Source organism: Psittacicella melopsittaci (genome assembly GCF_003585925.1).
Lineage (GTDB): Bacteria > Pseudomonadota > Gammaproteobacteria > Enterobacterales > Psittacicellaceae > Psittacicella > Psittacicella melopsittaci.
The window spans coordinates 19,836-33,713 of sequence record NZ_NRJH01000012.1 but is presented as its reverse complement, the minus strand read 5'-3'; the positions used below and the strand labels follow the sequence as shown (position 1 = coordinate 33,713).

The 13,878-nt window shown below is 33.9% G+C and carries 5 protein-coding genes; 2 read left to right on the top strand and 3 right to left on the bottom strand.

What is annotated here, in order from left to right; translation table 11 throughout:
- Positions 1-48 precede the first annotated feature (48 nt).
- On the top strand, positions 49-1,761 hold the full coding sequence (locus CJP74_RS01210) for an ABC transporter ATP-binding protein (RefSeq protein WP_119496456.1): 1,713 nt from the start codon (positions 49-51) through the stop codon (positions 1,759-1,761).
- Positions 1,754-2,584: an energy-coupling factor transporter transmembrane component T family protein gene (locus CJP74_RS01205; RefSeq protein ID WP_119496455.1), complete on the top strand. Its 831-nt coding sequence runs from the start codon at positions 1,754-1,756 to the stop codon at positions 2,582-2,584. Before CJP74_RS01210 ends, CJP74_RS01205 begins: the two co-directional genes overlap by 8 nt.
- A gap of 264 nt (positions 2,585-2,848) precedes the next feature.
- Here the strand turns inward: CJP74_RS01205 and CJP74_RS01200 are convergent, their stop codons facing one another.
- The 3 genes from CJP74_RS01200 to CJP74_RS01190 form a co-directional block, all read right to left on the bottom strand.
- Positions 2,849-6,559 carry a DEAD/DEAH box helicase family protein gene (locus tag CJP74_RS01200; protein WP_119496454.1) on the bottom strand — a complete coding sequence of 1,237 codons (3,711 nt, stop codon included), beginning with the start codon at positions 6,557-6,559 and terminating at the stop codon, positions 2,849-2,851.
- A 539-nt stretch (positions 6,560-7,098) separates the two neighbouring features.
- Positions 7,099-10,728 carry a DEAD/DEAH box helicase family protein gene (locus CJP74_RS01195; RefSeq protein ID WP_119496453.1) on the bottom strand — a complete coding sequence of 1,210 codons (3,630 nt, stop codon included), beginning with the start codon at positions 10,726-10,728 and terminating at the stop codon, positions 7,099-7,101.
- Between the two features lie 813 nt (positions 10,729-11,541).
- Positions 11,542-12,843, bottom strand: a complete 1,302-nt coding sequence (locus tag CJP74_RS01190; RefSeq protein WP_119496452.1) for a hypothetical protein — start codon at positions 12,841-12,843, stop codon at positions 11,542-11,544.
- Between the last annotated feature and the right edge of the window lie 1,035 nt (positions 12,844-13,878).

Here is a 13,878-nt window from a genome sequence, read left to right as displayed (position 1 = left end):
AAAACATGAGATAAAGCAAGTACATCTGTACTTGCTTTAACCTTCGCTATGGACAAACAACCGATTATTTCATTTAAAAATTTTAACTTTAAATATGATGCTCAAGCCGAGCCAACGTTAAAAGATATAAATCTCGATATTTATCCAGGGGAAAAAGTATTAATTCTTGGACCTTCAGGTTCAGGTAAAAGTACACTTGGTAACTGTATTAATGGACTTATCCCTCACGCCTTTCCAGGAAAAATAACTGGTGAATTAACCGTAAATGGTGTAGTTACAAAAAACTCTTCGCTTTTTGAGTTAAGTAATTCTATAGGTACAGTATTACAAGATACTGACCATCAATTTGTTGGTCTTACCGTTGAAGAAGATATAGCCTTTGCCTTAGAAAACTCTTGTGTCCCACGTGAGCAAATGCAAGAACAAGTACAAAAATGGGCAAAAGCCGTAGGCGTAGAAGAACTTTTAGAAAAATCTCCTCATGATCTTTCAGGGGGACAAAAGCAACGTGTATCCCTTGCAGGCGTGCTTGTTGATGAAACGCCAATTTTACTTTTTGATGAGCCACTGGCAAACCTTGACCCAGCTTCAGGGCAAGATTCAACTAAGTTAATTGCTCAAATTCAAGCCCAAACGCAAGCTACAGTTGTAATTATTGAACACCGTCTCGAAGATGTGTTAATTGCCAATGTTGACCGCATTATTGTGTTTAGTCATGGGCAAATAGCAGCCGATACAACTCCAGAGGCTTTACTCAAAAGTAACACTCTAGCCGAGCTGGGCATACGTGAACCTCTATGGGTAACGGCTTTACGCTATGCTGGCGTAGACCTCGATCAAGTAGAAAATATTGCGTCGATAGATACTTTAGCAGGTGCTGAGATAGCAACTAAACTTGCCCAATGGCAAGCAAGTCAACCTGCAGTAGTGCCACAAGTAAAAGCCCAAAGTCTGATTAAACTAGAAAAGGTTTCATTTGCTTATAGTGAAGATACGCCAACGATTTTAAAAAATATAAATCTTGAAATAGGCAAAGGGGAAATGATTTCTCTGGTGGGGAAAAACGGAGCAGGGAAGTCTACTTTAGCAAAAATCATTTGTGGTTTTGAGCGGACAAGCAAGGGGCAACTAAGCTGGGAAGGGCAAAATATGCAAGCCTGGAGCATTAAAGAAATTGCCGACCATGTGGGTTATGTTATGCAAAACCCTAACCAAATGATTACCCAAGTAAAAATTTACGATGAAGTAGCTCTAGGCTTACGTTTTCGTAAGGTACCAGAAAAAGAAGTAGAAACACGCGTTCATCAAGTTCTGCGCACTTGTGGTCTGTATGCCATGCGTAACTGGCCCGTATCCGCCCTTTCTTATGGCCAGAAAAAACGTTTAACCATAGCTTCGATTTTAGTCTTAGATCCTAAGGTAATTATTTTAGATGAACCTACGGCAGGACAAGATTATAAACACTATACCGAGCTCATGGAGTTTTTAAGACAAATTAACCGCCTTGGCGTAACTATTATTATGGTGACCCATGACATGCATCTAATGCTCGAGTATACCCACCGTGCAATAGTAATGGTAAATGGACAAATAGTTTCTGATACAACGCCAGTAAAAGTTTTAACTAACCCAAGTTTAGTAAAACAAGCTGCCTTAAAAGAAACTAGCTTATTTGTCTTAGCCCAACGTATGGGCTTGGCTAATCCTGTAGTCTTTACGGAAAAATTTATTGCTTACGATCGGAGAGTGCATCATGAGTAACAATGTAATGGGGTTTATTCCTAAAAATTCGCTAGTTCATCGCCTGCATTCTACGGCTAAGCTCTTATATTTTATTATCGTGGTAACTGCTTCGATGTTAACTTACGATACAAGATTATTAATCTTTATTTCCGTAAGTTCATTGCTTATTCTCAAGCTCTCTAAAATACGCTATGTTGAAATAAGCTTTGTCGTGAAATTTATTCTCTTTTTCTCGGTATTAAACCTTGTCATGGTGTATGTTTTTGATCCTACGCATGGCAACTCTCTGTATGGTACCTATAACCCGATATTTGCGGGTTGGGGATATTTTCAGTTTACCTACGAAGAGTTTTTCTTTTTAGCTAACATGGTGCTCAAGTACATATGTACAGTACCTCTAGCTATTGCCTTTTTAATGACTACTAACCCAAGTCAGTTTGCTTCGAGTTTAAATCAAATCGGCTTAAGTTATCGTCTGAGCTATGCTGTAGCTTTAACCTTACGTTATATTCCTGATGTGCAAGCTCAATATCAGGCAATCAGTAAATCGCAACAAGCTCGTGGCTTAGACTTATCGCGTAAAGCACCTTTCTGGCAAAGAGTAAAAGCGATAGTAGCACAGGTAATGCCTCTGTTACTTAACTCCTTTAATAATATAGACTCGATAAACCAAGCAATGGAATTACGCCGATTTGGGCAAAATAAACGCCGTACTTGGATTAGTCAAAGAAAAATGCAAGTAACCGATTATCTAGTAATAGTTCTTGCTTTATTAATTCTAGCTACAGTTTTTGTTTGCTGGGAACTTAATCAAGGACGTTTTTATAATCCATTTGTTTAGCAAACCTCACGGAGACTACTACACTTTGTTAAAAGTGTAATAGTCTTTTTTTATGCTTGTAATTAAAGGAGAGGTAAAAGTATTTAAGGACAGATATAGAAGGCTGGTAAATAATAGTAAAAAATATTTAAGTTCAGCAAAAAGTATTTAAGGGTAGAGGCAGAAGATAAAAGTTATTTAAAGAACTGATTAAGTAGAATAAAAAAATTCCACCTAATTGTTGGGCAATTAGGTGGAATTTTATTTTTATCCTAAAAACATTCTTTAAGAGGTTGGAATTCGATAAGCTTCATTAATGATTCTTTCTAAATCGTTTTCAAAGATTTTTTCAGGATCTGATTCGCTATATATTGCAAATGAACGTCTACTTGTGTTAATTTCATCAGTAAAATGTTTAATTTGATTGCTGAAAAATTTTACATCACTATTAGGATTGTTGAGATTATAAACTATAGTTTCTTTAAACTTTTCAATTACCTCTATAGTTTGTTCATCAAAGTTGATAAACGAATATGTAGTAGGATCACTTTTCACTTTGTCAATAAGGGCATCAAACTGAAAATCGAAAACTATACTCTTGATGGAATCTACGCTTCTATTGCCTTCGATTATGCTTTGCGTGTTCTTGAAGAACTCTTTGAAGTGATTCTCCAGTTCTTCAACATCAAAATTTTTATTACTGTTAAATAAATCATTGAGTCCATTTTCAATACACGCAAGGGCAACTCTAAAGTGAGGCGTTACCGTGTAGTAATCCATAGTTTTTAGAGTTTCTAAAGTTTTTAGAGTTGTTTTAATAAAGGCTTCGCGCGTTGGGGTGGTAGCTAAGCCAACATCAATAAACTGATGGATAAACTCTATAACTTTTTGTTTAGTAACGCGAAGGTTTTCTTCTTCAAGAATATTTAATTGGTAAAGAGCTTCGCCAATTTGATCTACTTCTAACTCTTCTTCGAGAAAGGATGAATTAGGATTTTCTGACTTTTGACTTGCCCGATAGTTAGCTATTTGCTGTTTAATGATAGAATGAACTTTCGTATAACCTTTTTGGTAGGTGTCTTTATCCTTAAGACCTAGACGTTTATAAAATGAATCAGGGTCATTTTCATCATAACCAGAAATAAGTTTACCCTTGGCATTATATTCTAAAGGACTATCTTTAGCTTGCAGAGTTAATTTAATAATGCCTTGCAGAATACGGTTCACACTTTTTAAGTGCTTATATGTGTCAGCATCTTCTTCTATTGAAGTTATATCTGGAATTTCGAGTCTTGATAAACCATATTTACTAATGTGACTGAGATTAATCGGAGATTCAGAATTGAAATGTTTTTTAAAAATTCTTACTAAATCTATCTTCCTTTTAGTAATTATTTTACGCAGGTTTTTTCGATCAGGCATGATAACCTTAGTATCAAACTTATCTCCTTTACTTAGTCCCGAGTAGGTTTTCATAGCTGCTAAGAACTCTTCTTTATTACGTTGTGGTGCACGTAAATTAATGATCTTACCAAAAGGTTTGATCCTCTTATAAAGACGATTAGTTCTTGAATAAGCTTGAATTAGTTTTGCTCCACTTAAGACACGATCAACAATTAAAGTATGTAGTTTTGGTGCATCAAACCCGGTTAAAAGCTTGTCAACAACAATAATTAAGTCTAAATATTCTTTAGGATCCTCTTTTTCTTTACGATTAACGCGCTTGATACGTTCCATAGCATCACTTTCATGGAAGTTCTCATTGAAGCCAAGAGTATTATGGTAGTGTTCTCTGATTTCTTTTAAGTAGGCTTTGTCATCGCCATCGCCTTTATAATCAACCGTGTTACTAAAAATAGCCGTAAACTTCAGGTTGTCAACAAAGAGAGCTTTTTTCTCTGCCTCACTCATTTGTGCAAGTTGATCTCTAAACTCACAGAAAATGTGATAAGCCATGTTAATGGAAGAGGTGGTTAACATACTACTGAATTTACGCTCTTTAGAAAAGAGCTTCCAGTTTTTAAGCGTAAAGGCAACTATGCTTTTTATATAGTTTTTGGCAATTTGACTTTGTTCTTCTTTGAGTTTTGAGTTAAGGTATTTGTCCGTAAATTCGTTATAGCGCTTAGTATAATCATCTGGACTTTCATTTTCATACGGCTTAAAAGAAAATTTTTCTTTTACCGCAAAGTTAGCAAAGTCAGTATTTTTTTCTGGATCAAAAACCTGTTTAATGTCTTCTATTTGGGTAAAATGCACATCAAAACCAAGCACATTCCTATCATAAATAGCTTGTAAAATGGTATATGAGTGTATTAAGTTACCAAATATAGCCTCGGTGTTTTTATGTTTTCCTTGATTTTCCTGTTTATAGTCATCGAGATTCGGAGTACCTGTAAAACCAATCCATGCGGTGTATTTTAGAATATTACGAATCTCTTTTAAAGAGTCACCGCTTGTCGAACGATGGGCTTCATCAACAATAAACAGAATATTTTTTTCAGACGCATTATCGATTAACTCTTTATACTTAGGGTTAGAGCTAGTAAGGAACTTATGTAAAGTTTGAATAGTAGTAATAATAATATTATTTTTTTCGTCGTCTGCGAGAGCTTCCCCAAGTTTTATACTGCCACTTTTACTGCCACCTTTACTGCTACTTTTACTACCACTTTCACTGGTGTTTTCACTGGTGTTTTCACTGTCACTTTCACTGCCACTTCCTATTGAATTATCTATAACTATAAGGCTGTTTTCAGACGACGTTAAAAAGCGACTGAAGTTATTATGAGTTTGTTTTCTCAAGTCAATACGATCGACAAGAAAAACTACTTTTTGGATTTTATTTTCACTGCGAGCAATAAGGTTAGCGATTTTAAAACTAGTTACGGTTTTCCCCGCTCCCGTTGTATGCCATACATAACCTAAGCGGTTAACTACCGTTTTAGTTTTTTGTAGAGTTGGATTAATATCGTTATCAACTTGCGTAAAGTGTCCATCATCGTCAAGATGGGTTAGCATTTTGTTAATCCGAGAAATGCACTCATCTACTGCCTTAGCTTGGTACTTACGCATGAGCATAATTCTAGGCTTGATACCTTTTTCAGCAATAATATGGTTAGTCACCATATTACGTACATTTAGAGGAGTAAATAGTCTCTCTAGCACTAAAGTTACGTCAGTTACTGGAGTCTCAAATGAAGCTGGAATTTCCTTTTGACTATATAGATCTATTCTTTGTAATTGGTGCTCGCCGAGGTTTTTGATATCTTTACTTCTTTCAGTCCATTGATAACAATAATTTTTGTCAATCTTATCGTTTTTATTTGGACGAGCAAAGTATCTTAACCAATTTTCTTTAGCTACTACGCATACTTGAATTGTAGAGAAAATGGTTAGATGTTTATTATCGATTTCCTTAAGATAAGTCTTAACTTGATTATAAGCTCTATTAATATCTACATCTTCTCTTTTATTCTCAAAGAGAACTACTGGGAGGCCATCAATTAGTAACATTAAATCCGCACGGTAGTTACCAATTTGAACTTGTTGAGCAATTTGATAAGTAGGTTCGTAGTCTCTGTACCCATTAGGTTTTTTCTCTTCTGGAGAAAATAGAACTAAAGGCGTTTTTTTATTTTCGTCGTCACCTTTACGGGTAATTTTGACTTCGGTAGCTCTACCACTACTTTGTAAAAATACTGCTGCATTAAATGGCACAAATCCTTTAGAATTTTCTTTGTTGTAGATAGATTCCTCAATTTCATTAAGAATTTCTCTGAATTCTTGTTCCTTAAGTTCTGCCGAGCCAGATTTAATTAATATAGTACGGTTGTTTCTTTCAATGATTTCTTTAAGATTTTCTTTTAAATCATTTTCAGTTAAATAAGTGCTTTTTTTATTTAGCTTATTATTTAAAAACTCCCAAGCACGAGGCTGTAAACTAGTTAAAGTTTCTATAATGTTACTTTCAAATTGAGATTCCGTAATTTTCATATATTAACAGTGCTCCTAATTTTGTTTAAGGTTATTTAAATTAATATCTAAAACAACGGACTTTAGTGTTGTTTTTTATTTGCCAAGATTGATTATTTTTATGTTCTCTTATAATTAATTATAGGTTAGAAGTTTTTTATTTTCAATGCTTTATCATTCGTACTGTAAACTTAATTTACTCTCTTAGTTAGTAGTGTTTGGTTTGTATTGTTTTTTCTTTTTAATGTTGCTTATAGCTTATCGGATACACTCTATCTTTACTGCTTTTAAGCTCGTAATATTTTTAGGATGGTTAATGTAAGTACTTTGTTTTAATATTATCCTGTTATCTAGCCTATAACTTAAGTAAAATAGCCAAATTACAATAATTTTATCTAGATAAGCTGTTTATTTAGTAAAATTCCTTTTTTCTTTCTCATGTTTAAGTAAGTAAAACCAAACTATGGTTCGTAAATTTTTTTGTTCATTTTAGCGAGAAAAAAATAAGTCCAGCAAATATAAAATTCGCTGGACTTTTATTTTTATCCTAAAAACCATCTTTAAGCTTCTGGAATTTGATAAGCTGCGGTAACGATTCTGTTTAAGTCGTTTTCAAAGATTTTTACAGGATCAGAGTCGCTTAATATTACAAATCGACTTCTACTTTTGTTAATTTCATCAGTAAAATATGAAATTCGAGGGCGGAAAGTTCTTACATCACTATTAGGATTGTTGAGATTATAAATAGCCTCTTTTCTAAACTTTTCAATTGTCTTTATAGTTTGTTCATCAAAGTTGATAAACGGATATGTAGAAGGATTACTTTTAACTTTGTCAATAAAGACATCAAACTGAAAACCGAAAACTATACTATTGAGAGAATCTCCGCTATTATTGCCTTCGATAATGCTTTGCGCGTTCTTGAAGAACTCTTTGAAGTGTTTCTCCAGTTCTTCTACATCAAAATTTTTATTACTGTTAAATAAAGAATTGAGTTCATTTTCAACACACGCAAGGGCTGCTTTAAAGTGAGACGCTATCTCGTAGTAATCCATAGTTTTTAGAGTCTCTAAAGTTTTTAGAGTTGTTTCAATAAAGGCTTCGCGCGTTGGGGTGGTAGCTAAGCCAGTATCAATAAACTGATGGATAAACTCTATAACTTTTTGTTTAGTAACACGAAGATTTTCTTCTTCAAGAATATTTAATTGGTAAAGATTATCGCCAATTTGATCTTCTTCTACCTCTTCTTCTTCGAGAAAGGGTGAATTAGGATTTTCTGACTTTTTACTTGCCCGAAAGTTAGCTAATTGCTGTCCAATGAGAGATTGAGGATCCACATAACCTTTTTGGTAGGTCTCTTTATCTTTAAGACCTAGAGATTCATAAAACGCATCAGGGTCATTTTCATCATAACCAGAAATAAGTTTACCCTCGGCATTATATTCTAAAGGACGGTCTTTAGCTTGCAGAGTTAAGTAATTAATATCTCTCAGAATAGAGTGCAACTCTTTTAATAACTTATAGCTTTCAGAGCCTTCGTCTGTTGAAGTTAGATCTGGAATTGCGAGACCTGCTAAACCATATTCACGAATGTACGGGAGATTAAACGGGGATTCAGAGTTGCTAAATACAGCATTAACTCTTGCTAAATCTTCTTGGCGTTTAGCAATTCTTATTACCAGCTCATCCTGCTCAGGCATTATAACCTTAGCATCAAACTTATCATCTTCACTAAGTCCCGAGTAGGTTTTCATAGCTGCTAAGAACTCTTCTTTATTACGTTGTGGTGCACGTAAATTAATGATCTTACCGTAAGGTTTGTAATTAGAAAGACGGTTAGTTCTTGAGTAAGCTTGAATTAGTTTTGCGCCACTTAAGATACGATCAACAATTAAAGTGTGTAGTTTTGGTGCATCAAACCCAGTTAAAAGCTTGTCAACAACAATAATTAAGTCTAAATATTCTTTAGGATCCTCTTTTTCTTTACGATTAACGCGCTTGATACGTTCCATAGCATCACTTTCATGGAAGTTATCATTGAAGCCAAGAGTATTACGGTAGTGCTCTCTGATTTCTTTTAAGTAGGCTTTGTCATCGCCATCGCCTTTATTATCAACTTTGTCACTAAAAATAGCCGTAAACTTCAGGTTGTCAACAAAGAGAGCTTTTTTCCTTTCTTCACTCATTTGTGCAAGTTGATCTCTAAACTCACAGAAAATGTGATAAGCCATGTTAATGGAAGTGGTAGTTAACATACCACTGAATTTACGCTCTTTAGAAAAGAGCTTCCAGTTTTCTAGCGTAAAGGCAACTATGCTTTTAATATAGTTTTTAGCAACTTGACTTTGCTCTGCGTGCTTGAGTTTTAAGTTAAGGTATTTATCCGTAACTTCGTTATAGCGCTTATTGTAATCATCTGGACTTTCATCTTCATACGGCTCAAAAGTAAATTTTTCTTTTGCCGCAAAGTTAGCAAAGTCAGTATTTTTTTCTGGATCAAAAACCTGTTGAATGTTATCTATTTGGGTAAAGTGCACATCAAAACCAAGCACGTTATTATCATAAATAGCTTGTAAAATGGTATATGAGTGTACTAATTTACCAAATATAGCCTCGGTGTTTTTGTAAGTTCCGAGATATTCTGGTTTATAGTCATCGAGATTCGGAGTACCAGTAAAACCAATCCATGCGGTGTATTTTAGAATATTACGAATCTCTTTTAAAGAGTCACCGCTTGTCGAACGATGGGCTTCATCAACAATAAACAGAATATTTTTTTCGGCTGCTATATCGGCTAACTCTTTATACTCAGGGTTAGAGCTAGTAAGGAACTTATGTAAAGTTTGAATAGTAGTAATAGTAATATTATTTGTTTGGTTGCTTGCAAGAGCTTCCCCAAGGGTTCTACTACCACTTCCTTCTGAGTTATCGATAACTATAAGGCTGTCTTCAGACGAAGTTAAAAAGCGACTGAAGTTATCATAAGTTTGTTTTCTTAAGTCAATACGATCAACAAGAAAAACTACTTTTTGGATTTTACTTTCACTGCGGGCAATAAGGTTAGCAATTTTAAAACTGGTTACGGTTTTCCCCGCTCCCGTAGTATGCCATACATAACCTAAGCGGTTAACTACCGTTTTAGTTTTTTGCACTATTGGCTCTATATCACTACCAACTTGCGTAAAGTGTCCCTCATCGTCAAGATGGGTTAGCATTTTGTTAATTCGAGAAATGCACTCATCTACTGCCTTAGCTTGGTATTTACGCATGAGCATAATTCTAGGCCTGATACCTTTTTCAGTAATAATATGGTTAGTCACCATATGACGTGTATTTAGAGGGGTAAATAGATTTTTTAACACTAAAGTTACGTCAGTTACTGGAACCTCAAATGAAGCCGGAATTTCCTTTTGACTATCGAGATCAATTCTTTTTAAATGGAGATCACCGAAGGTTTTGATGTCTTTATTTTTTTCGGTCCATTGATAGCAATATTTTCTGTCAATATCTTCGTTAGTATTTGGACGAGCAAAGTATCTTAACTCATTTTCTTTAGCTACTGCACAAACTTGAATTGTAGAGAAAATTGTTAGTTGTTTTTGATCGATTTCATTAAGATAACGCTTAACTTGACTATAAGCTCCATTAATATCTACATCTTTTCTTTTATTCTCAAAGAGAACTACAGGAAGACCATCAATTAGTAACATTAAATCCGCACGGTAGTTACCAATTTGAACTTGTTGAGCAATTTGATAAGTCGGTTGGTAGTCTCTATACCCTTGAGGTTTTTTCTCATCCGAAGAAAAGAGAATTAAAGATATTTTATGTTCTTTGTGATCACTTGTACGGGTAATTTGGACTTCGGTAGGTCTACCACTACTTTGTAAAAAGACAGCCGCATTAAATGGCACAAATCCTTTAGAATTTTCTTTGTTGTAGATAGATTCCCTAATCTCATTAATAACTTCTTTGAATTCTTGGTCGTCAAGTTTTGCCGAGCCTGATTGAAGTAATATCGAACGGTTGTTTCTTTCTATGATTTCTTTAAGGTTTCTTAATAACCTGTCTTCAGATACATAATCGCTTTCACGGGTAAGTTTACTGTTTAAAAAATCCCAACCATATGGGTATAAACTAGTTAAAGTGTCGATTACGTTTTTTTCAAATTCATTTTCACTTAAATTCATACGCTTTAAAGTTCTCTAGTTATGGAGTTGAGACAGAGGAAAAAGCAAAAAAATTCTTTTTCCAGACATAAGAAGTTTTATGGTTTTTAATGCAATATTAAATAAAAACCATATGTTTTTATTATATCCTTTTTTTGCCCGTAATATTCGGAAAATAATAAATTTTTTCTCCGAAAAATTAACGTCTATGGACTTTAAAGTTGGGAATTATATATTCTTGCTAAGTTAGACAGGAGAAATTATAAACAAAGAGAAAAAGGTGGCGTTCAAACAACGCCACCTTAATAAATAAAACGAGAGTAAATGTAAATAAAGATTTATATTTGTATATGGTTTGTAGGCAGTTTTTAACTTTGCAACAAAGATTATTATAAGAAGAAAGATTTAACCAAAGTTATAAAAAACAACATACAATAGAGTAAATAACGTAAGTTATTCTCATGCAAATATTATAGGCAAATATTTTAGCAAAAAAGTAAAAAACTTTTCATTTTGTGATCTAGTTCACACTTTTAGGTAAGAAAAAGAGTAAAATAGATTATGATTAATAATCAATAAGTTAGTGTATAAATATAGGCGGGAAAAAGTAAAGTTATTTTACTGTTCTTTTGTTAAGAGGTTGATTTTTAAGCAAAAGAAAGATAAGGAGAAAAAGACAAAATGATAAAAAACGAACATCTTGCGCGGAGGTAGGATCTAAAATGAAAAGAAGCAACCTTAATGAATTTAAGGTTGCTTCTAGACACATGAAAAAAGTCAATATCACTCTAACTGCAGCTCTCTTGTTAAGAAAGGTTCAACAGTTTTAGAGGATTAGTAGAATAATCTAAAGCCTGTAGCTACTTGTTTGTCTGTTAGTTTATTAACTACACGAGTTGAAGCAGCTGTAGTATTTCTAACTTTGTAGTAGTTACCTTCAACAAAGTATTTTAAGCTAAATGCATCACCAGCGTATGAATCAAATACCCAGTATTCTGTACCTAAGTAAGTAGCTGATTCTTGTACTTGGCTGTAGTTACCAGTATTTCTGTTGTAGTGAGATTTAGTGTATTTGTTGATGTAACCACCGTAAACTGTTAAGCCTTTAACAAAAGTATTGTTGTGTTGTACATCTAAACCAAACGAAGCTTTGTGAGATGGTTGGTCACGGTTGTAGTCGTGTTGTTTTAACACAGAAACATTAGTACGTACGCGTAAATCTCTGTAGCCTGGAATTGGACGTAAGTCTAAGTAAACTTCAGCACCCCATGCAGTTGTGTAACCTAAGAATGCCGTTGTGCTTTCATTAATGCTACGAGCTGTAGCTAAGTTTAAGTAGATAGAGTTATTGCGGTCAAATTTCCAACCAAATGAAGCTTGGATATCACGCGCGTATTTGTTACGACCATCAACGTATCTTTCGCCTTGTTTCCAAGATGTTGAAACTGCAACACGGTATTTTTTGTTAGGATCGCTAGTTAGATCATAACGAGCAGTCCAGTCTGCATAAGTTAAGTATACATCAGATAAAGCTGAGTATGGAGTAGTTACAACGTTGGTTGAAGTACCGAAATCGTTATAATCTGCAGCCCCTTGTTCTTGAGAACGGATGTTTGATAAACCTGGAGCGATAGTGATTCTACCGAAGTCAAAGTTTTCAAAGTAAACATATAAACGTTCAAAACGTGGATTGGTAATTGAACGAGTTTTTTGTTTAGTAACACCATTTTCTAAAGTGTAGCGTTCAGGGAAAGCTTGTGCACGTGTATCGTAAGTACCATAGTTAATAGTACCGTAGTATTGTGTACGAGACGCTGTAGCATTTTGCATACCTGCGTGTGAGTTAATCCAGTTAGCACCGATACGCGAATCAAAACCGATGTTAGTTCTTGGATTTAACCATGCACGAGCACGTAATTGAACACGTGGACGGAAACCTAAAGTATTTACCCAATCTTGAGATTGTGTAGCCCCATTACGAATATCAAGGTCTTTACCATCATAGATATAGTGAAGACGTAAGTCTAACCCTAATTGGATCGTAGAACGACCATCTGCTGAAGCAAATAAATTAACGTAAGCAAATGAAGAAGCTGCCATGCTTCCTAATACTAAAGCTAAAAGTGTTTTTTTCATATTCAATCTTATTAATCTAAAACATAAGAAAGAGTACTAAACACTTGGAAAGATTAGTCTTTTGTAAATTAGTTAAGTATAGAAGTTTCTTTAAAATAATTTATCACAGCTTCACAATCAAGTTGTGGGCAATAAAAACTATTGTAGACACATGTATTTAAACTATATAGTTAGGAATACTAACTATATAGCCAGGAATACTAACTATATAGCCAAGGAATAAGGACATATCCTAGACTCTATCTCAAGGATAGGCAAAAGAAATTAACCAAGGATTAGTCCTATGAGTTTATTAGAGAGTTATTTAGGGCTAATAAACCTTTCTTATCTTGTAAAAGTGGAAATGGTTTATTTTCCTCAAGGGATAATAAATTTAGGCTTATTATACTCAATAAAAAATCTAAATTGTGAATAAAATGCAAAAATATAGAAAAATTTTATTATTTTTTCGCCTAAATTAGCAAATGATAGGTTAATCTGATAATTTTATCTACCAAATGAAATATATTACAACCTTAACCTCATCTTTTATTTTACAATTATCAAATGATAGTTAGGGAGTTTACTCTGATTTTAATCTCTTGTTACCGTTAATTATTGCAAATGATAGTAAGATAGCAATTTTTAACCTTGCAAATGATAGTTTTGAGGTTGTGGTATTTTGTTGGTTGGGCAAAAGTTATTTAATTTGGTTGTTGATTTAATTGAGGCTGCAGCAATAAACAATAAACAATAAACAAAAAAAAATAAACACTAAACCATAAATAACCACGACTAAAAGAAACCAAAAAGCCTAGTTAGTATAAAAGCTAACTAATCTTCTTTGTCCAACTAGAGTATACAAGCAAAAAAAATACTAAAAATTAGCTTTTTAGCAGGAAAATTTCACGCGAGCTAGAGATTTAGTATAAAATATAGAGGATGTATTATGAATGCAAAGTAATCGAATTTAGCTAGACCATGTGAGCCAAGGCATGAACTATGTCTGGTTACATTTAAGCTAAATTTTTAGAGGTGCAAAATAGATGAAGTTTA

What these genes read in the sequence shown, in the direction of transcription:
- CJP74_RS01210 (WP_119496456.1), top strand. Translation starts at nt 49, where the DNA reads ATGGACAAACAACCGATTATTTCATTTAAAAATTTTAACTTTAAATAT.
- CJP74_RS01205 (WP_119496455.1), top strand. Translation starts at nt 1,754, where the DNA reads ATGAGTAACAATGTAATGGGGTTTATTCCTAAAAATTCGCTAGTTCAT.
- CJP74_RS01200 (WP_119496454.1), bottom strand. Translation starts at nt 6,559, where the DNA reads ATGAAAATTACGGAATCTCAATTTGAAAGTAACATTATAGAAACTTTA.
- CJP74_RS01195 (WP_119496453.1), bottom strand. Translation starts at nt 10,728, where the DNA reads ATGAATTTAAGTGAAAATGAATTTGAAAAAAACGTAATCGACACTTTA.
- CJP74_RS01190 (WP_119496452.1), bottom strand. Translation starts at nt 12,843, where the DNA reads ATGAAAAAAACACTTTTAGCTTTAGTATTAGGAAGCATGGCAGCTTCT.